The organism is Psychrobacter sp. M4 (assembly GCF_055699795.1).
In genome coordinates this window covers 1,811,171-1,831,991 of record NZ_CM146740.1, presented here as the reverse complement: position 1 = coordinate 1,831,991, position 20,821 = coordinate 1,811,171, and the positions used below count along the sequence as shown (strand labels likewise).

General features: G+C 43.7%; 18 protein-coding genes and 1 pseudogene. 11 read left to right on the top strand and 8 right to left on the bottom strand.

What is annotated here, in order from left to right; genetic code table 11:
* Positions 1–20 precede the first annotated feature (20 nt).
* Both ACR63N_RS07455 and cobA read right to left on the bottom strand, forming a co-directional pair.
* Positions 21–1,625: an exonuclease SbcCD subunit D C-terminal domain-containing protein gene (locus ACR63N_RS07455; RefSeq protein WP_472781780.1), complete on the bottom strand. Its 1,605-nt coding sequence runs from the start codon at positions 1,623–1,625 to the stop codon at positions 21–23.
* A gap of 165 nt (positions 1,626–1,790) precedes the next feature.
* Positions 1,791–3,500, bottom strand: a complete 1,710-nt coding sequence (gene cobA, locus ACR63N_RS07450; RefSeq protein ID WP_472781779.1) for a uroporphyrinogen-III C-methyltransferase — start codon at positions 3,498–3,500, stop codon at positions 1,791–1,793.
* Positions 3,501–3,738: 238 nt separating this feature from the next.
* On the opposite strand from cobA, the gene ACR63N_RS07445 reads away from it, so the two are divergent.
* Entirely contained in the window at positions 3,739–4,479 is a 741-nt protein-coding gene (locus tag ACR63N_RS07445) for an SDR family NAD(P)-dependent oxidoreductase (protein ID WP_472781778.1), read from the top strand.
* 210 nt (positions 4,480–4,689) lie between these two features.
* Here ACR63N_RS07445 and ACR63N_RS07440 read toward each other — a convergent pair whose 3' ends face one another.
* The 3 genes from ACR63N_RS07440 to ACR63N_RS07430 all read right to left on the bottom strand — a co-directional run bounded on the left by ACR63N_RS07440 (position 4,690) and on the right by ACR63N_RS07430 (position 7,744).
* Entirely contained in the window at positions 4,690–5,328 is a 639-nt protein-coding gene (locus tag ACR63N_RS07440; RefSeq protein WP_472781777.1) for a phosphoadenosine phosphosulfate reductase domain-containing protein, read from the bottom strand.
* Between the two features lie 120 nt (positions 5,329–5,448).
* A complete protein-coding gene (locus ACR63N_RS07435) occupies positions 5,449–6,060 on the bottom strand; it encodes a DUF934 domain-containing protein (RefSeq protein ID WP_472781776.1) in 612 nt (203 codons plus the stop codon).
* A complete protein-coding gene (locus ACR63N_RS07430) occupies positions 6,053–7,744 on the bottom strand; it encodes a nitrite/sulfite reductase (RefSeq protein ID WP_367108706.1) in 1,692 nt (563 codons plus the stop codon). The genes ACR63N_RS07435 and ACR63N_RS07430 overlap by 8 nt, the downstream gene beginning before the upstream one ends.
* A 230-nt stretch (positions 7,745–7,974) precedes the next feature.
* Between ACR63N_RS07430 and sat the strand changes: the two genes are divergently transcribed.
* Positions 7,975–9,228: a sulfate adenylyltransferase gene (gene sat, locus ACR63N_RS07425; RefSeq protein ID WP_367105849.1), complete on the top strand. Its 1,254-nt coding sequence runs from the start codon at positions 7,975–7,977 to the stop codon at positions 9,226–9,228.
* 175 nt (positions 9,229–9,403) lie between these two features.
* On the opposite strand, the gene ACR63N_RS07420 is transcribed toward sat, so the two are convergent.
* Positions 9,404–9,964 carry a hypothetical protein gene (locus ACR63N_RS07420; RefSeq protein WP_472781775.1) on the bottom strand — a complete coding sequence of 187 codons (561 nt, stop codon included), beginning with the start codon at positions 9,962–9,964 and terminating at the stop codon, positions 9,404–9,406.
* A gap of 254 nt (positions 9,965–10,218) precedes the next feature.
* Here ACR63N_RS07420 and ACR63N_RS07415 point away from each other — a divergent pair, with 254 nt between their 5' ends.
* The 5 genes and pseudogenes from ACR63N_RS07415 to ACR63N_RS07395 all read left to right on the top strand — a co-directional run.
* Positions 10,219–11,331, top strand: a complete 1,113-nt coding sequence (locus ACR63N_RS07415; RefSeq protein ID WP_472781774.1) for a sulfate ABC transporter substrate-binding protein — start codon at positions 10,219–10,221, stop codon at positions 11,329–11,331.
* A 125-nt stretch (positions 11,332–11,456) separates the two neighbouring features.
* Positions 11,457–12,566 carry a sulfate ABC transporter substrate-binding protein gene (locus ACR63N_RS07410; RefSeq protein WP_472781773.1) on the top strand — a complete coding sequence of 370 codons (1,110 nt, stop codon included), beginning with the start codon at positions 11,457–11,459 and terminating at the stop codon, positions 12,564–12,566.
* A 130-nt stretch (positions 12,567–12,696) separates the two neighbouring features.
* Positions 12,697–13,578, top strand: coding sequence for a sulfate ABC transporter permease subunit CysT (gene cysT, locus ACR63N_RS07405; protein ID WP_367105853.1), 882 nt, complete (start codon positions 12,697–12,699; stop codon positions 13,576–13,578).
* Position 13,579: 1 nt separating this feature from the next.
* Positions 13,580–14,524, top strand: coding sequence for a sulfate ABC transporter permease subunit CysW (gene cysW / locus ACR63N_RS07400; RefSeq protein ID WP_367105854.1), 945 nt, complete (start codon positions 13,580–13,582; stop codon positions 14,522–14,524).
* Between the two features lie 91 nt (positions 14,525–14,615).
* Positions 14,616–15,335: pseudogene (locus tag ACR63N_RS07395) on the top strand (sulfate/molybdate ABC transporter ATP-binding protein); the annotation flags it as partial.
* A 140-nt stretch (positions 15,336–15,475) separates the two neighbouring features.
* Here the strand turns inward: ACR63N_RS07395 and ACR63N_RS07390 are convergent.
* Positions 15,476–15,811, bottom strand: coding sequence for an ArsR/SmtB family transcription factor (locus ACR63N_RS07390; RefSeq protein ID WP_367105856.1), 336 nt, complete (start codon positions 15,809–15,811; stop codon positions 15,476–15,478).
* 587 nt (positions 15,812–16,398) lie between these two features.
* Here ACR63N_RS07390 and ACR63N_RS07385 point away from each other — a divergent pair.
* The 3 genes from ACR63N_RS07385 to bfr (ACR63N_RS07375) all read left to right on the top strand — a co-directional run bounded on the left by ACR63N_RS07385 (position 16,399) and on the right by bfr (ACR63N_RS07375) (position 18,044).
* Entirely contained in the window at positions 16,399–16,596 is a 198-nt protein-coding gene (locus ACR63N_RS07385; RefSeq protein WP_367103150.1) for a (2Fe-2S)-binding protein, read from the top strand.
* Positions 16,597–17,011: 415 nt separating this feature from the next.
* Positions 17,012–17,512 (top strand): bacterioferritin, encoded by a 501-nt coding sequence (bfr, locus tag ACR63N_RS07380; protein ID WP_367103151.1) that lies wholly within the window; start codon positions 17,012–17,014, stop codon positions 17,510–17,512.
* Positions 17,513–17,561: 49 nt separating this feature from the next.
* Positions 17,562–18,044, top strand: a complete 483-nt coding sequence (gene bfr, locus ACR63N_RS07375; RefSeq protein WP_367103152.1) for a bacterioferritin — start codon at positions 17,562–17,564, stop codon at positions 18,042–18,044.
* Positions 18,045–18,185: 141 nt separating this feature from the next.
* On the opposite strand, the gene ACR63N_RS07370 is transcribed toward bfr (ACR63N_RS07375), so the two are convergent.
* Complete coding sequence (locus tag ACR63N_RS07370) at positions 18,186–19,562, bottom strand: DHA2 family efflux MFS transporter permease subunit (protein WP_367111917.1); 1,377 nt, start codon at positions 19,560–19,562, stop codon at positions 18,186–18,188.
* A 341-nt stretch (positions 19,563–19,903) separates the two neighbouring features.
* Here ACR63N_RS07370 and yghU point away from each other — a divergent pair, with 341 nt between their 5' ends.
* A complete protein-coding gene (gene yghU / locus ACR63N_RS07365) occupies positions 19,904–20,740 on the top strand; it encodes a glutathione-dependent disulfide-bond oxidoreductase (RefSeq protein ID WP_472781772.1) in 837 nt (278 codons plus the stop codon).
* Positions 20,741–20,821: the final 81 nt, after the last annotated feature.

Sequence of the window (20,821 nt, the reverse complement as noted above, 5' to 3'; positions counted from 1 at the left end):
AATTTTCTAGAATGAATCAATTATTCCGCCAATTTATCATCATGATGCAAATCATAAAGTATTTGCTGATAGGCGTCACGTAAGGCCTCTTTTTGGGTTTCGGCAACTTCATGCACATTTAAACAGCGTTCAAACACATCCATCTCATTTAAATCTTGTAGGGTCTCATCGCTTTGCTCTTGATTCAGCACTTTGTTATAGGTGCGTGTGTTTTTAATTTTTAAAACCTCGCAGTGTAGACCTTCTACCATGGCAGCCACTTTTTCACGCAGTTCACTGACAATCTCATTGCCTGTGTAAATAATCTCCAGCCAAATGGATTCTTTATCGTCAATGGCTTTAACGGTGGTAGTAATAGTAGCTAAATCACCTGAGATTTGTGCCAATTTTTGGAAGCAAGGTATGGGTAGGGAAGCGATTTGCATTTGCCGCGCTTGATCATAGTGAAACGGTTCTTCATTAATCTCATCTTTTGGTTCAATCTGTTTTTCTTTATCATCGCTATTCTTTGTCTCTTTATAAATCGTGTCACCATTTGTAAGATCATCATTGGCGCTATGCTTTAACGAGTCATTGACATCATCAAAGCCAAATAAATCATCCATAAAATCAGTAGTTTGATTCACAGCTTTTTTAACGGTCTTTGCTACTAATTTAGGCGCTATCGTTTCGGTAACCTCTAGACTTAAAACTTTATTGATCACCTCGGGTACTGATTTGGGTACTGAGTTGTCATTGATCATTTGACCTGAGATTTTGCCAAATTGTACCAACAATACTTGCTTTTGCTGCTTTGCTTCACCAAAGCCCATAGCAATAGGCGATCCTGAATAGCGAATATGCTCTTGACCGCCAACACGCTGCGGCACGTGCAAATGGCCAAGCGCCACGTAATCAAAGCGCGCATCAAACATCTCGGCAGAGACTTTGCCCAAGGAGCCGACATAAAGGTCACGCACACCGTCATCGTCAGTGGTTTTGCCGCCCGCTGCAAATAAATGCCCTGTAGCGATAATAGGAATATAGCGCTGATGGGTTTTGCAAAGCGATTCTTGATAGTTTTTGGCAATCGTGGCGACTTCATCGTAATGGGCGCGAATACCTTTGATGACATTGGCATCTTTGCTATCCGCAGACTCGCCAGCGCTGCTACTGCGCACATCGCGGTCACGCAAATAAGGCACAGCGGCGATAATGCAGTGCGGCATACCATCGGTACCGTCTAACACCAAGACTTCATCGCCTACATCGTCACAAGCAGTACCGATGACGTGAACGTTTAAGAATTTAAGTACCTGACTGGGCGCATCCAAAAAAGTCGGGGAGTCATGATTGCCTGCGACGATGACGATATGCTCGCAGCAAGACGTTGAGACTTTGCCTAAAAACTCATAATACAAAGCCTGAGCGCGGTTACTTGGGGTCATGGTATCAAAGATGTCACCGGCGACAATAAGCACGTCTACCTTTTGCGCGCTAATGGTGTCCTCTAACCAGTTTAAAAACGCGTCAAACTCTTCGTAACGCATGCGCCCGTAAAGACGTCGTCCCAAATGCCAATCGGAGGTGTGCAAAATAGTTAGAGGTTTGATAGGCATAGATTGGGAAACAATGGCGTTAGGCATAATAGGCTTGCTGACAATAGATAGAAAGCCTTTATTCTAACAAGAATTGGTAGGATTTGCTGAATTGGAATTTATACAATCAAAAACCCTTGCCAGTATTGCTAGCAAGGGTTGTACATTATTTAACTATGAAATACTTAACTACCAAATCTAACTTATTGTTAATTAGGCTGAGATTTCTGCATTTGATAGAGTAGCTACCATCGACAGCGCATGCGCCTGCTGCTGAGCCGGATGATCAGATAGCGCATCTTTAGGCGTTGCAGCACTGCCGCCGCGCAGCCAATTACTTTGGGTATCGCTACTGTCTTTATTATGCGTGTTGTACCAAGCCAAATCATCATGCAGCGCGACCACATCACCCATAATGAGCAGTGCAGGCGTGGGCAGTTGCGCTTTTTCTTGCTTATCTGTAATATCAGCTAGCGTGCCCGTTAACACCTGCTGATTAGGCATACTGGCGTTAGAGATGATAGCGATAGGCGTATTAGGCAAGCGTCCCGCTTCAATTAAACCTTCGGTTAGACGTGCTAGCGAATGCAGGCCCATATAAAATACCACGGTCTCATCGGTATCGAGCAAGTTTTCAAACTTCTCATTGGGAGCGCCGGCTTTTAAAAATCCGGTGACAAAACGCACCGACTGCGCATGGTCACGATGGGTTAATGGAATACCTGCATAGCTGGCAGCAGCATTAGCAGCGGTAATGCCCGGCACTACTTGATAAGGAATGCTATGCGCCCGTAAGCTCTCAACCTCTTCACCGCCGCGTCCAAAGATAAACGGGTCGCCGCCTTTTAGACGTACCACGCGGCGCCCTTTTTTGGCCTCGTTAATCAACAGCTCATTGATGCCAAGCTGCGCTACAGCGTGATTGCTGCGTTTTTTACCGACATATACTTTATCGGCGTCTCGGCGACACAAGTCGAGTACTTGCGGCGAGACCAGCGCGTCATAAAATACGATATCGGCTTGCTGCATCAGCCTGAGCGCTTTAAAAGTCAATAGCTCAGGATCACCAGGACCGGCACCCACGATATAGACTTCACCAACAGGCTGCTTAGGTTCTGCTATTTTAAAATTATGGTTGTTGATGTCGTAGGTTTCACTATCTACTGATAATACTGGCGCCGCTGCTGATACAGATTGAGTTTCTAAAGTGTTATGATTCTTCTTAGTAGAATTAACTGGATTAGTCTTTAAAGCCGTGTCTTTTACGAGCTGAGCGGCGGTACTGTCCAAGTCCGCTTGCAGCTGCGCGGCGGCCTCATTCTCGTTACCGGCAAACATCAGCTCGCTGACTTTTCCTTCAAAGGCGCGCTCCCAAAACTGCCGACGCCCCGTAAGCGTTGGGATTTTAGTTTTTACTTCTGTGCGAAACTCGCCTGCCAGTTTGGCCAATTTACCATAACCTTGCGGGATAAGCGTCTCAAGTCTTGCCCGAAGCAAACGTGCCAGCACTGGAGCTTTACCGTTCGATGAGATGCCAATCACTATGGGGTTGCGGTCAACGATAGCAGGGAAAATAAAGTCGCATAAATGCGGGGTGTCAACGACGTTGACCGGAATATTAAGCTCGGTGGCATCGGTATGAATTTGATGATTCAGCGCTTCATCATCGGTGCCCGCGATAATCACCCGCGCGCCTGCCATATAGGCTTTATTATAATTCTCAAAAATAAGCTCATGCTTTTTAGCATTATTATTAGAATTTTCTAGCAGCGCTTGCAGCTCATCACAGATATCTGGGGCAACCACAGTAATACTTGCGCCGGCGCGGCTGAGCAGATCAGCTTTACGTAGCGCCACATCGCCGCCACCAACGATAAGTACTTTGCGGCCTTCTAGTTTGAAAAACAGCGGAAAGGTATTCATAGCGTTATGAGTCATTAATTTAAAATATACTGTTATTATGAAACATCACGCGCGTGGTCTCACGTTGTGAATTGGCATTAGCTTATTCGTTTTTGTCATGTCAAATAAGGTTTTTAATGAGAAAGGGAATAGTCACGAGTAATCTAACATAGCCTAACATTAAATCTTGATTAACCATGCTAATATATTTCGATTGATTGACTACAAACCTTATAACTAAAACTCAAAAGGATAAAAAATGAAATTACAAGACAGAGTAGCCATCATATTCGGCGGCACCTCCGGGCTCGGAGAAGCTACCGCAAAAGCTTACGCAGACGAGGGCGCAAAAGTAGTCGTGACAGGTCGCGATGAAAAAGACGGCAATCGCATCGTCAAAGACATTAAAGACAATAATCAAGAAGCAATTTTTGTCAAAGCCGATGTTTCTAAAGGCTCTGAGATTCAGGCAGTAGTGGATAAAACACTAGAAACCTACGGTCAAATTGACATCTTATACAACGGCGCAGGTATTCATGACGGTTATGACAATGCGGTTGAATTAGAAGAAGACTTTTACGACAAACTAATGGCTATCAATGTCAAAGCGCCTTATCTGGCCTCAAAAGCGGTGATTCCGCATTTTATTAAGCAAGGCAAAGGGGCCATTATCAATGTTGGCTCGCAAGCGACACAAATGGCGGGGCCGGGCGGTTCCGCTTATGTGACTTCCAAACACGCAGTATTAGGATTTACCAAGCAGTTGGCTTTTGATTTTGGTAGTCAAGGTGTTAAAGTAAATATTTTATCGCCAGGTTTTATCCAAACCCCCATGACAGAGGGTATTGACGATGATCGTTTAAACCGGATTCCTGCCCAGCGTGCTGGCAAGCCTGAAGAAATTGCGGCGCTGGCAGTATTTTTAGCCTCGGATGATTCAAACTACATGCATGGTGCTAACGTCTTGATGGATGGTGGCTGGGTGCTGGGTCGTAAATAGCTCATAGCCATAAATAACCGCAAAATTATTTAATGATTTTACTTTTATAAAAAAAGCCCTCTCATTTTGAGAGGGCTTTTTTAATGCTATTTATAACTTTTTGTAGGCTGGGTTTTTAACCCTGAGAAGCGTCAAAAAATTGTACTGCAATTTTAGCTTTGCAAAATAAAAATGCTGGGCTAAAGCCACAAAGAGTAAAAAGTTTAACATTTATAGCTGCGTATGCAGTCCACACTCACGGCTTTCTTCAACCTTGGTCGGATCAAAGTAGTCATGCTCGTTAGGCAGGTTATGCTCATCTAAGTACGCATCCAAATCCGCGTCATTTTTCTCAAACAAAGGCGCGACTTTTAATACGCCATCTTTTGATAAGCTAAGCACATCAAGACCTTGGCGGAATTCAGTTTGATCTTTGCGAATAGCATTGAACCAGACGTCAGGCTTGAGCTCATCAAGCGCACGGCGGAAGGGCTCAAGCTTAACTTGTTCAGTAAACTTATCATGTTGCGGATTATCAATGCCTGGAATACCATTCATAGTGGCATCACGATGGGCAGCGGTTTGCTTAGGAATATAAGTGATGACATTTAGGTCCAAGTCATTAATCAGCTTATTAGCAAAGCGATAAGTGGCATCGGTGTTGTAGCCAGAATCGACCCATAATACGGTAATATCAGGTTTTTGTTTAGCAACTAAATGCAAGATAGCCGACTCGTACGGACGAAAATTGGTAGTGATAATAGGGTTTTTGGCTTGGCTCAGCGCCCATTCAACGATCTCTTCAGGTGATTTGCCGTCTAACTCTTTATTGGCTTGGTCGATATCTAAATTAGGATGTAATTGGCTCATCGTTTTGTCCTTAATGGAAGTTAAAGTAGTAGTAGGCTGGGTTAAAAACCCAGCCTACAAAAGAAGGTTCAATATTTGAAATAGATTACGGTTATAAAAATTTAAAAAGGATAATAAAAACTAAGCCCCAAAAAGCCCAGCGAACATCGGTAAGTCTGCTGCTCGGCGGCCATCATAACTACTGGCAAGCGCGGTAAAGGCCTGTTCAATATCAAATTTAGAGTCTGGATGGACGTCATGTTCGCTAAGTACAAAACTATCAACACCAACACGCAGCAGATAAGCGATTTGATCACGGCCAAACTCGCCAGCCACGCGAATCTCATCTTGATAACCCAATTGACGTAGGGTTTGTACGAAGCTAAACCCGCGTCCATCAGCAAACTTAGGAAAATGGATGACGATCAGCGCTTGTTTTAATAACAGCTCACTAAGTGCGGTTAGCACATCCGTATCCGTATCGGCGGTAATCCACACGCCATGATGGCTACTATGCTGCTCAATCAGCTCATAGACCTCTTTTATGAGACCACCAGCAAGCACGCCTTTACTATCAAGCAAATCGGCGAGCGGTACTAGCACCTCAGGTTTTTCTTGTTTATGCAGCAGCTCAAGTAAGGTGATCTCGCTCAAAGCGATACTATCGGGTAGATTATCGGTACACAGCGCCTGCCACGTATCTTTAGCGCTCACATCCACACCCTTACTATCTAAAATGTGATGATTAGCCATAGACCTTCTCCTTGAAGGGGTCAATACCGACGCGTTCAACCAATTCGCCAAAGCTCTCAACGTCATTCTCAGTGGTCGCGCGCAGATCAACATAGACATCGACGATTTGTTGAATAGTTTCAGCAACGGCTTCGGTTGGGACAGAGCGGCCGAGTATTTTGCCAAGTTTAGCATCGTTACTTGAATTGCCACCAAGGCTGATTTGATACCAGTTCTCGCCCTTTTTATCGACGCCAAGGATTCCGATATCACCGGTGTGATGATGGGCGCAGGCATTGATACAGCCTGACATATTGAGGCGAATATCACCCAAATCGTAGAGATAATCGAGATCGCTAAATTGCTTCTCAATCTGCTCAGCGATGTTGTGCGTGGTGGCATTGGCAAGCGAGCAATAATCCCAGCCGGGGCAGACAATCATGTCAGTGAGCGTATTAATGTTAGCGCGTGCCAAATGCAGCTCTGATAACTGCTGCCATAGCTCATACAATTTATTGACCTCGACATCCGCGAAGACTAGGTTTTGCTGATAAGTTCCGCGTAGCTCGCCAAAGCTATACTTATCTGCAAGATCAGCCAAAGCGTCCATCTGCGAGTCAGTGACATCACCGGAGGGCACATATTTACCATCGACGAGACCGGCTTTTAAAGAGATGACCACCGCACGGTAGCCCGCAATTTTATGCGCCACGGTGTTTTGCTGATACCAATTGGCAAAGTCTTTATTGTCCGCAAGCTGTTTTTGCAGCTCTGATTGAACTTGTAGCGCGTCGAACGCTTTGTAATCAGGTTCGCTAAAATAACTGGTAGCGGTGGCAAAATTGTCATCTGTTAAGGTTAGCGGTCCATCTTTCGTGTGTGCTTCCCACTCGGCATCAACGAGCTTGGCAAATTCACGCCCGCCTAAAGTATCAACCAAGATTTTGATCCGTGATTTATATTTACTACCTTTATCACGGCGTCCATGCAGGTTATACACACGCAAAATAGCATCTAAATAACTCAGCAGATGCTGGCGTGGCAGAAACTCATTAATGACTTTACCCAGCACCGGAATACGGCCGAGACCGCCGCCCACTAACACCTCAAAACCAATTTCGCCCTCGTCATTTTTCTTTAAATGTAGGCCAATATCGTGCACTCGTGTGGCCGCGCGATCATTTTCAGTACCGATAACCGCAATCTTAAATTTGCGCGGCAAAAAGGCAAATTCAGGATGAAAGGTTGACCACTGACGGATAATCTCACAATAAGGACGCGGATCGGCAATCTCGTCCGTATGGATACCGGCATAAGGGTCGGTGGTGGTATTGCGAATACAGTTACCTGAAGTTTGAATGGCGTGCATCTGTACTGATGCCAGCTCCGCTAAGATATCAGGTACATCTTCAAGCTTGGGCCAATTAAGCTGAATATTAGTGCGTGTGGTAAAGTGCCCGTAACCTTTATCGTATTTACGGGTAATCTCGGCCAATTTACGCAATTGATAGCTGGCAAGTAAGCCATAAGGAATGGCGATACGTAGCATCGGCGCGTAGCGCTGAATGTAGAGACCGTTTTGCAGTCGTAGCGGCAGATACTGCTCCTCGGGCAACTCGCCTGCCAAAAAGCGCTCAGTCTGGTCGCGAAATTGGGCGACCCGTTCTTCTACCAGCGTTTGATCGGCGTAATTATATTGGTACATGACGTCATCTCAATAGTGATTTGCGTGTGTAATATAAACGTGCTTTAAAGCAAAGTTAACATTCGTAAAAATGAGCTTAAAGCAGTATAGGCTGACATCATATAACTCTACGCTTATAAATATAAATTCCTATAAGTCATATCCATATCCAAACACAGCATAAATTTTCATAACAAAAATTGGTTAGCCTAGGCATATTCAATTTATCAGCTGTGTTAAGGTTTAAAAACATGACATCTTCAATGCCTAATCAAAACTCCTCAAAACTTGTCCCACCGCACGGTAGTGAAACATTAAAGCCTTTATTATTGAAAGGTGAAGCGCGCAAAGAAGCACTTAAACTTGCCAGCACGCTACCTACTATTACCCTAAGCTCACGCGAACGCGGTGATTTAATTATGCTTGGTATTGGCGGTTTCACACCACTGGACGGCTTTATGAACAAAGCTGATTGGCAAGGCGTGGTCGATGAGATGCGTCTTAAATCTGGTGATAACGCGGGTCTTTTTTGGCCGATCCCTATTACTTTATCCGCACCAAGAAAGCTCACCGATACTCTAAATCAAGGCGATAAAGTGGCTCTAATTGCCGAAGATGGTGAAGTGATGGGTATCATTACCGTCGAGGAGACTTATGACATCGATAAAGATCACGAGTGTCAGCAAGTCTTTACTACCACTGATCCTGAGCATCCGGGCGTGCAGCAAGTACTGCGTCAAGGCGAGGTCAATGTCGCAGGTAGTATAGAGGTGCTTAGCGAAGGCGAGTTTCCAGAGCTATATCCTGAGATTTACAAAACGCCTAGCGAAACCCGCGAGATGTTCAAAGACAAAGGCTGGAAAACGGTAGCCGCCTTCCAAACCCGTAACCCCATGCACCGCTCGCATGAGTATCTAGCCAAGATTGCCATTGAGATCTGTGATGGCGTACTCATTCACTCTTTACTTGGTGCATTAAAGCCGGGCGATATCCCTGCTGAAGTACGCCAAGAAGCGATCAAAACCTTGATCGACAATTATTTTAGACAAGACACTGTTATCCAAGCCGGTTATCCGCTAGATATGCGTTATGCCGGTCCGCGTGAAGCATTATTGCATGCCGTCTTTCGCCAAAATTACGGCTGTAGTCATCTGATCGTTGGTCGTGATCACGCTGGCGTCGGCGATTATTATGGTGCATTTGATGCGCAAACGATCTTTGACTATGTCGGTAAGGACGATCTTATTACCCAGCCGCTAAAAATTGGCTGGACGTTTTGGTGTAATGCTTGTAACGCGATGGCCTCTGACAAAACGTGCCCGCATGATGCCAAGGATCATGTCAAAGTATCGGGCACCAAGCTGCGTAAGGCTTTATCAGAGGACGAAGAAGTGCCAGAGAACTTTAGTCGCCCTGAAGTACTGGCCATTTTGCGTGAATACTACGCTGGTATCGCAAAAGAGGAACGTGCTGAGATCAAACTAACGGGCGCATCTGCAGTATAAAACATATTCGCTCTTAGTAAATGAAAAAGGTATCAGACTTCTGATACCTTTTTTTATAGGTTACGGCTTTTGAACTATCGTAGGGTACGTATCATGCATCCTTTAAATTTGCAGCTTTTGTATGCATAAAGAGCACCTTATTTAGAGGTTTGAGATACCTTAAAACCATATGACTTTAGTGGAGCTCTAAAGTGCTCTCAAGCTTTTGATACGTGCCTACAATCGAGCCGCCGCCCGAACAAAAATAGTTCAAGGTGTATTTATCCTGACTATCGATAACTAGCTTGTCATTACCAAACTCATCTTTTTTAAACTGAAAAAAAGCCATGTTTTCACTCCCTGTCGTTTGAAAAACAACCCCGTGCGCTTGGTCTTGACCCATTAAGGTGGCGCTGCCATCAAAGCTGCAAGTAGGGTTTTTAATATCACTGCGAGCGCGCACCTTTATATTGATTTTATCTTTATCATTGTCATCGGCTCGTACCATTACGGCCACCCAGTCATAGCCCTGCGCGCGCTTGGCGTAACCCTCAGAGACATAGTCGCCTATAACCGCCTGCACGCTAGGCGTTATCGTTTTTGGATGTATAAGTAGGTTACCTGTCTTTGTAGTATCTGCAGTATGGTTAGTCGTAGTAGGGGACAGATGACTACAGCCTGCCACACCAGCAAGGAACAAAGCGCTAAAAGCAGATAAGGTGACAGCAGATAGTAAACGTTGCAGTAATGAAGTCATGTATAGCCTTTATAAATTATAGAGCGCTCAGGTAACAAAGGGCAAATAAGAGGTAGGAGCGTCTTTGTTCAATTGTTAGTAGCCTTAAAGTAAGTAGAGTAACTAATAATGATGCTTATGCCAAGTTAATCAGTCGATAAGCAAATTTGTCACTAAGCGTTCATTGTACAAACTGCTAGCATACGCTCATTCCTCACAGATTTTTTGTCGCTATAAACCATAAACCGCGACAGATCTCACTTATAGAGAACGCCATGCCAGCTATTATCTGCCTAATATCTCAAAGCAAATTGTTGTACTTAAATTCGCGTCCATTACTGCTAGGAGGCGCCTTGAGCGCTTTGATGCTCAGCACTGGCTGTAGTCCTACCAAAGCGGATAATCAACCTGCCACCCAAGCAAACAATGAGGAGCAAGACATTAATCTGCTTAACGTCTCTTATGACGTCTCGCGTGATTTTTATAAAGAATACAACGCGTTATTTAAAGACGCTCATCAGAAGCAGTATTCAGATAGCAAGGTTAAAATTAACCAGTCCCATGGCGGCTCAAGTAAGCAAGCGCTGTCCATTGCCAATGGTCTACAAGCGGATGTAGCGACGTTAAACCAAGAAAGCGATATGAACCTGCTTGTTGAAAAGGGTTTGGTTGCAAGCGATTGGCAGCAAACGCTACCTGATAATGCTATTCCTTATACCAGTACCATGGTGCTGCTCGTGCGCGCAGGTAATCCTAAGAATATTCAAGACTGGCAAGATTTGGCGCGTACTGACGTCAAAATTGTCATGCCAAACCCCAAAACTAGCGGCACGGCGCGCTATGCGTTTTTAGGCGCCTACGGTTACGGTCTGCATCAGTTTGGGGAAACTACTAAGGCCGCTACACAAACCGATGGTTTTATAAAAAAGCTACTGGCCAACGTGGTCACTTATGACAACGGCGCACGGGCGGCGACGACCAGCTTTACCCAGCGCGGGCTAGGGGATGTGCTTATCACTACTGAAAACGAGGCGCATTTAGTGGCCCAAAAGCATGCCAAAGGGCAAGTTGAGCTCATTTATCCAAGCTACTCTATCGCTGTTAATAATCCTGTCGCTGTGGTCACAGCAGTCACGGATAAAAAGGGCAGTACTAAAGCGGCAAGTACTTACTTAAAAGGGCTATGGAGCAAGCCTGCGCAAGAGCTGATCGCTCAGATGTATCTGCGTCCTAGCGACAAGACTATTTTAGCGGCGCACCAAAATACACTACCTATCATTGACACTTTTGAGCCAACAGCGGTATTTGGATCATGGGACAATATTATGGACGATTTTTTTGTGGATGGCGGACGTTTTGATCAATTAGCCCAAGTGCAGCCAAAATAAAGAGAGGTCGATTAAAATCGTTCTTTATTCCATTTTGGCAAAAACATACGCATATTCATCATTAAAGATAATAAGCTGTCACTGTTAGCATACGCTCATACCTAATAAATTACTTTGAGATACTTATGACTACTTACACTACAAAGTTGAATTACTTTTATAAAAACAAAACTAAAAACATTCTTGGCGCTGCCGGTATTGCTCTAACGCTGGGTTTGGTAGGCTGTAGTAATAATGAGCCAGCTGAGACTACCACAAATGCTGACGGTACAGAATCAACGAGCGCAGGACAGAATATTGAGCTGTTAAATGTCTCGTACGATGTGGCACGCGACTTTTACAAAGACTATAACCCTATGTTCGTTGAGCAGTACCAAAGCGAGAACCCAGGTGCCAATATTACCATTCAGCAGTCGCATGGCGGCTCAAGCAAACAAGCTTTATCAGTGGCTAATGGTTTGCAAGCCGATGTGGCGACCATGAACCAAGGCTCAGACATTGAGCTGCTTGAAAAAGAGGGTCTAGTTGCAGCTGACTGGGAGGAGCAGTTCCCAGACAATGCGGTGCCTTTTACCAGCACTATCGTCTTTTTGGTACGTAAAGACAATCCAAAAAACATTAACGACTGGGAAGATTTGACCAAAGACGGTGTTGAGATTGTTATGGCCAATCCAAAGGTTACCGGTAATGGTCGCTACGCCTTTTTGGGCGCTTATGGTTACGGGCTACATGCCTTTGACAATAATGAAGACGAGGCAAAAAACTACGTACGCGACATGCTCAAAAACGTCAAAGTCTATGAGAACGGCGGGCGCGCGGCAACCACTACCTTTGTCCAACGCGGCATCGGTGATGTGCTGGTGACCTTTGAGAATGAAGCCAACCTTGCCGCTACCCAATTTGGACAAGGCCAAGTTGATATTGTTTATCCTGATTACTCTATTAAGTCTGAAAGCCCTGTCGCTGTAGTTACCAGCGTTACCGATAAAAAAGGCACGACGGATGCAGCCAAAGCCTATCTTGATTATTTATGGAGCGAGCCTGCGCAGCAATTAGCCGCTGACTTATATCTGCGCCCAAGCGTACAAAGCGTGCTTGATAAAAACGGTGATAAATTACCACCAGTTGAAACCTTCCGTCCCAACGATACTTTTGGGTCGTGGGATGAGATCATGGGTACGTTCTTTAGTGACAATGGGGTCTTTGATCAATTAGCGGTAAACGCACCGCAGTAGCGTTATCGACATTTTACAACAAGAGTCACCTTTAAAGGACATGGTTATCTACGCTATGTCCTTTATATCTTAAGCTGACCACAAGATGGTAAAGATAGACCATAAGATAAGCGATAAATAGGATATTACTATGAGTAAAGCCCCTGCAAATACGAGGCCTACTAGTAACAAGGGTTGGCTGACCCGCTTGCGCCAGCGCAATGTACTGCCGGGGTTTGGGCTCAGTATGGGGATCACTGTTTTTAGCTTGTCGCTACTGGTAGTGCTGCCGTTTGCAATGATGGCTTATACCACAACCCAGATGGGCTGGTCAGGGTTTTGGGAGACCATATCCCAGCCGCAAGTGACAGCGGCGATTAAGCTGAGCTTGTGGATGTCGTTTCTTGCCATGCTGACCAATATGGTATTTGGTACGCTAGTCGCTTGGGTGCTGGTGCGTTATGAGTTTTGGGGTAAATCCTTGATTAACGCCTTGGTTGATTTGCCATTTGCGCTACCAACGGCGGTGACCGGCATCTCGCTTGCCACGCTTTATGCGCCTAATGGTCTTATTGGACAGTGGTTTGACAAGATTGGTATTCAAGTGGCGTTTACACCGATAGGGATTTGGCTGGCTTTAGTGGTGGTCAGCTTTCCCTTTATCGTGCGTGCCGTACAGCCAGTACTGGCTGAGTTATCGGTTGAATTTGAAGAGGCGTCGGCAGTACTGGGTGCTACTCGTTTAACGACTTTTCGTAAAGTCATTTTACCGGAGCTGCTGCCAGCGTTATTTATGGGCGCAGGCATGATGTTCGCTCGCGCAACGGGCGAATATGGCTCAGTCATTTTTATCGCCGGTAATATTCCGATGCAGTCTGAGATTCTGCCGATTATTATCATTAGTAAACTTGAGCAGTTTGATATCCAAGGGGCTTCGGCGGTGGCTTTGTTTATGCTGATGATCTCGTTTGTTATTTTATTAAGTATCAACATTGTGCAGTGGAAACTGTCGCGCCGCGTAGGAGCACGCTGATATGCAAATAGCCAATAGCTACGACTACCAAAGTAATCCTGCAACTAAAGATTCGCCTTGGGTTAGGCGCATTTTTATCGGTATTGCTGTTTTATTTATGGTCATTATGCTGGTGATTCCGCTGCTTGCTGTCTTTTATGAGGCGCTCAAAAATGGTTGGGAGTTATATATTGCCGCTCTCGTGGAACCAGAGGCGCTGCAAGCGATCAAGCTGACTTTATTGACAGCCGCTATCGTACTACCGATCAATATGGTGATGGGCATTGCGATCGCTTGGCTGGTGACCCGTTATCAATTTCGTGGTAAGCAGCTGGTGACCACTTTGCTCGATTTGCCATTTTCAGTATCGCCGGTGGTTGCAGGTCTCATGTTTATCCTGCTCTTCGGTCTTAACTCTCCAGTTGGCGGCTGGCTTGAGGGTCTTGGATTTCAGGTGATCTTTGCGGTGCCAGGTATTGTGCTTGCAACGTTGTTTGTCACTTTTCCTTTTGTCGCGCGCGAGCTAATACCGCTCATGCAGACCCAAGGCGACTCTGAGGAGCAAGCGGCGCTGACGCTTGGTGCGAGCGGTTGGCAGACTTTTTGGCACATTACCTTACCCAATATTAAATGGGCGCTACTCTACGGACTTATTTTGACCAATGCGCGTGCGATGGGCGAGTTCGGCGCGGTAAGCGTGGTATCAGGTCATATACGCGGTGAAACCAATACCATGCCGCTACTCGTTGAGATTGCTTATAATGAGTATAATTTTACCGCCGCTTTTGCTTTATCAAGTCTGCTTGCGGCACTAGCTTTGATAACCTTATTAGTACAGCAAGTGATGACTAAATTGCAGGAGCGCAAATTCGCTAAATCAGAGCGTCTAGTGGCCGCGCCTGATCTGCCAGTTAGTGCTAATGCGACTGTAGATGATGACGTCGCCGTAAAAGATATTTCTAGATGAGTTAGTAGATACTAAACCCTGCTAAATGGGTTAACTAATGATTAAATACCATAAGCAGTAGACAAAAACATCAGAAGATAAGAGATATAAAATGAGTATTGAGATTAGAGGTATCAATAAAACCTTTGGCAGTTTTACAGCTTTAGATGACATCAATATTACCGTGCCGACCGGTAAGCTTACCACCTTGCTTGGTCCCTCAGGCTGCGGTAAAACCACGTTGCTGCGTATTATTGCCGGTCTTGAGTACGCAGACTCAGGGCAAATCTTATTTGATGATTTGGATGTGACCAATACACCGGTGCAAAAGCGCCGAATTGGATTTATGTTTCAGCATTACGCGCTGTTTCGCCACAAAAACATCGCTGATAATATCGCTTTTGGACTGACGCTGCTTCCCAAAGATGAGCGCCCAAGCAAGACACAAATCCAGCAGCGGGTTAACGAGTTATTGGAGCTTGTCCAATTGCCCCAACTGGCCAACGCTTATCCGCACCAATTATCAGGCGGTCAGCGCCAAAGGATTGCCTTAGCGCGTGCCTTAGCCGTCAAACCTAAATTACTGTTATTAGACGAGCCTTTTGGCGCTCTTGATGCCAAAGTGCGTAAGGAGCTGCGTGAGTGGCTGAAAAATATTCACCACGAGCTTGGTATCACTAGTATCATGGTGACGCATGATCAAGAAGAGGCGCGTGCGGTATCTGATGAGATTGTGGTCATGAATCATGGCCATGTTGAACAAGTAGGTACGCCAGAGACACTCATACATAGTCCTGCTAGTGCTTTTGTCAGTGACTTCTTAGACTTAGCATAAGCGCTACTAAGTCATAGTTCAGATTAGCGATAGCAAACCTCATAGCAAGTGCCCATGAAAAAGCGCCCATAAAAAAAGACCTTATCATATAGGTCTTTTTTGTCGTAAATAGAACATATAAGAATCCACCTAATAAACTATTCAATCACATATGGGCTCATCTCTGACTGTTCAGGTTGTTCAGATAACGTCTGATAAGTCGTCTCCAAAATACTACGACACCATTCTGGTAGGTCTTTTTCTACTTCATACCACATCCAAGTCCCTTCGCGTGAACAATTGAGAATCCCTAGTTTTTTTAGATGATTCAGATGGCGCGATACCGTAGGCTGCGGCTGATCAAGCAAGTCCACTAGCTCGCCAACACAGCGCGACTGTTTATTAAACAATATCTGAAACAACTTTAGACGTGTTGGGTCAGACAGCACTTTGAATAAATCGATAGGCTGGAGCGTAATATTATTATCAGGCATAAAATCTTCCTATATGTATTAGTAAGCTTAGTTAAGAGTGTTAATCAATGTATTAGAAAAGTCTTAAATAGTTTACAAAGTAGATAATTCATAAGCCAATCATACTGAGCCTTTCATTAATAAAATCACAAAGCTATCAAAATTTTTACTAAATAATAACATTAGTTATTGTAAATTATCTTAATTACCTCTGAAATATTAATTTCTATACTTATGATTTTAATATAAACTGTTTACATTTGTATTTTATAATTAACTTAAATATACAATAAGTAACATTTAAGTAACTGAAAGTCATATTAACACAATATTCATATTAAGTTGTAAAATATACAGCAATATTTTTACCGTTCGTCGGTATTTTACCACCGATAGTCCAGATTATATCAATGTATACGTATGTATAAATATATTTTCTTATAGTATAAATTTGTATGAATTATAATTGTAACTCAAGGGTGATTTTGTCTTTCAAAAAGTTAGTAGCATACAAATAGTAGTTAAAAAGTCGCAAAAGTTATTGTAAATGGTAATAATTCTCGTTATTATAAAGAACATCGAATAACAGCTACGATTGGAGCGACCCTATGTACGTTTGTATTTGCAATGACGTTAAAGAAAAGCAAATTAAAGCAGCTATTGCATCAGGCATTGATACTCTTGAGGGCTTAAAAGACACCCTTGATGTAGCAACCTGCTGCGGCTGCTGCGAACCTATGGTTAACGATTATCTTGATGAACACAACGCAAAAGTTGACGCGTTAGCTTATGCAGTAGCTATATAAACGTTCAAAGTAGATTTGCAAGTTACATGCCAAAAATTGAATAAAGACATTTTTGTAGTGATCAGGGTCTATAAGTGATGACATAGCTCTCAGTTATATCGTCGCTATATCTATTCGCTCATCATCCAAGATGTACATTATATCGTCCTAAATAACTCTTTTTTCAACCTAAACTCTTGTTTTAAATGACTAAATTTTTAGAGGTAGCGCCTAAATAGTTATGCGTAAGCATTTAGCTGATTCCTATTCTCAATTGACATCTTATTCTTAGTTCATAACGTTACATCCTGTAGAGTAGCTATATGCTACTATATTTATCCAACTGTATAAGAAAGTTGACTGTACTTGTATTTACCAGTCAGTTGATATTGGTAGTGTTTTCAAAGCATATTTATGAAGAATAGGAGTACACGCTATGATAGGTAGCCAAAAAGTCATTGATTATCTAAATTTTTTATTGGGCGGGGAGCTTGCGGCACGCGACCAGTACTTTATTCACTCTGAGATGTATGCCGAATGGCATTATGGCAAGTTATATGATCGTATTCATCACGAGATGACGGATGAGACGATGCATGCTCAAGCTATTATTCGCCGTATTTTGATGCTTAGTGGTACGCCTAAGATGAGTGTTGATAATATTCGGATTGGTAGTAACGTCCCTGAGATGCTACAGTTTGATCTTGATCTTGAGTATCAGGTACAAGAGCATCTAAAAAACGGTATCGCTTTGTGTGAAGAGGAGCGTGATTATGTAACGCGCGAGATGTTGGTCGAGCAGCTCAAAGACACTGAAGAAGATCATGCGCACTGGCTTGAGCAACAACTACGCCTGATCGATATGGTCGGTCTGCCCAATTATCTACAAAGTCAAATCGCTGAGGTGTCACCGGATCTAATTGGTGGTTCATACTAATAAATTAAGCCGATATTGATTTTAGAATAATAGATGCAGGAGAGAGATTATGAGAGGCGATAAAGAAGTAATTCGCGCTTTGAATAAAGTACTTGGGCAGTCATTGATTGCGATCAATCAGTACTTTTTGCATGCTCGTATAGCGCGTCACTGGGGACTTGAAGCATTAAACGACAATTGTTATAAGCAGTCTATTGCTGAGATGAGATGGTCGGATGATTTGATTGCGCGTATTTTATTGCTAGGTGGTCTGCCTAATTTGCAAGATTATGGCAAGATGTTTATTGCAGAAGACGTAGCAGAGATGATTGATTGTAATCTACGTTTAGAAAGACAAAAGTTTGATATCATCACCGATGCTATTACCTTGTGTGAGGAGCATCGGGATTATGTCTCCCGTCAGCTGTTAACGACTCTCAAAGATGGCAACGAAGAGTATGATGACTGGCTAGAGACGCAAGAAGATCTGATTAAAGATGTGGGGATAGAGCGCTATATTCAATCGCAAATGCATGAAGATAAGACAATTTAGTATGACTAAGACGATCAGAGCTTGCTCTGATTCATTTAATAAAGAAGCCAGTACCATTCATAGTGAGGGTACTGGCTTTTTGCTGCCAAGCTTTTTCTAGTTAAGCTGATTATAATCAAACTAAGCTAGTACAAAAATAAGCTAGTACAATCCGCGACCATCCTCAGGTTTAAGGCGCAAAAAATGTAGTCCTGAGAGAATAGTTAGGATACCAAGTAACCAATACGTAGTTTGAAAAGCCATAAGCATATCAAGCTCTAGGCGTTCGCGTAATAAGTTTAATACCGCGGCGCCCAAAGCAATACCAAAACCAATAGCTAGTTGTTGATTGACCGCCATAAGACTATTGCCACTACTAGTCTCTGTACCTTCTAAATCACCAATGGTAAGCGTATTCATAGCACTAAACTGAATGGAGTTACAAGCACCCATAACCACCAAAACTGGAATGAACCACATCCAATAGGAGGGATCGTTGAACTGAGCTAAAACAATAATCAATATACCTAGCAACGCTGTATTATAAACCAGTACCTTACGGTAGCTAAAACGCTGAATAATCTTACTGACTAAAGGTTTAATACCCATAGCGCCCACAGCAATAGGTGCAAGCAGCCAACCTGCCTGCGAGGGCGAGTATTCAAACACGACTTGTAGCAATAACGGTAATAAAAAGGGTACTGCGCTAATGCCTAAGCGCGTAAATAAATTACCAACAAGGCCAATACGAAAGGTGCGCGTGTTAAATAAAGTCAGCGGAAATAGGGGCGCTTGTCGGCGTTTGGCATGCCAAACATAAGCGCCAATGAGTACAGATCCAGCTAGGGCCAGCAAAAGACCATAGAGTCCGCGTCCAGTTTGTGAGCCGAACTCAACTGCCAAAGTAAAGCCGCAAGCTGCTGCTGCAAATAGAAAAAAACCTGTCCAGTCTAAACGTTTGGCGTCCTCAAATAGGGCAGGTACCAGCTTTTTACCCAGTACAAAGCCGAGCAGTCCCATCGGAATGTTAATCAAAAATATCCAGTGCCAACTGAAATACTGCACAATGTAGCCGCCAAGCACTGGGCCTACTAGGGGTGCAATCAGCGCTGGTATCACCGCAAAGTTCATGACCGTTAATAGCTTGTTACGCGGATAGGATTTAACTAGTATGAGGCGCGCAACTGGAGTCATCATCGCCCCGCCAATGCCTTGCACGATACGCGCGGCTATCAGTAAATCTAGAGTCGGGGAGGCGGCGCATAAGAGTGAGCCGATGGTAAATATAATAATAGCGCTTAAAAATACGCGCCGCGTCCCATACTTGTCCGCCAAAAAGCCACTAACGGGAATAAAAATGGCCAAAGTTAAGGCATAACTGATAACTGCCCACTGCATCTTCAGCGGTGATTCCCCAAGAGCTGCCGCCATTTGTGGTAAAGAGGTGTTCAAGATAGTGGCGTCTAAGATTTGCATGAACAGTGCCACTGCCAATACATAAGGCAGGTATTTCTCTTGCGTGGGGGTTAGCGTTACCATATGGACATCACCATATATCTTCTCGTTATAAGTATAGTTTTATAAAAATTATCAAATTGCGCGTAGTATATGAATAAAGATGCGATAATTAAAGATGAGCAAAGTAACTAGATGAAAGGTAGCTAGGTAAAAAATAGGTAAAAGATAGCCGGATAATAAGTGCCTATTTTTTGTGATTTTTTTGCAGTACTGGTTTGCCGTATCTGCTTTTAAAAACTGCGCTCCTAACTCAAAGATAACGACCCCAATTAAAGATGAAAATTTGGTGAATAGGCAAATATTCGTTATAGTAAATCAGAAAAACGGCTTTAAAATAAAAACATAAAATCAGAGGATACCTTATGAGTAACACTAATACTAATTCAAATCATGATCATTATGTGCCACCCAAAGTCTGGAGCCAAGACAAAGATAACGGTGGTAAATTTGCTAATATTAATCGCCCAACGGCGGGCGCACGCCATGAGCAGACCTTACCAGTCGGAGAGGCGCCCTTACAGTTGTATTCACTAAATACGCCGAACGGTGTTAAAGTCAACATTTTACTTGAAGAGTTGGTAGATCTTGGGATAAAAGGCGCAGAATACGATGCTTATAAAATTGATATCTCAGAGGGTGATCAATTCGGCTCGGACTTTGTAGCGATCAATCCTAATTCTAAAATACCTGCGCTGGTTGATCTTTCAGTTATTGAGGACGGCGCGCCTATTAATGTTTTTGAGTCGGGCGCTATTTTATTATATTTAGCCGAAAAGTTTGGGAAGTTTGTACCTATGGATCAGGGCCGTGCACGGACTGACTGCTTATCTTGGGTCATGTGGCAGATGGGTAGCGCGCCTTTTTTGGGTGGCGGCTTTGGACATTTTTATGCTTATGCGCCGCAGCCGATGGAATATCCAATCAATCGCTATACGATGGAGACTAAGCGGCAACTCGATGTATTAGACGCCCATTTAGAGGGACGCAAATACATATGCGGCAATGATGACAATGATTATAATATTGCTGATATGATTATTTGGGCTTGGTATGGTCAGCTGGTGCTAGGTAAGCTTTATGACGCCGCTGAATTTTTGCAGGTAGATGATTATGTCCACGTAAAACGCTGGGCACAAAAGATTGCTGAGCGTCCGGCAGTCAAAAGAGCGGTCGATCTGCCATTGCAGCCCATCACCTAAAATTATGTCTTTTTAAAAAATAACTTCAGCTTACAGCCCCTGAGTTTAGATAAACTTATTAACAAAAATTTGCTTACTATT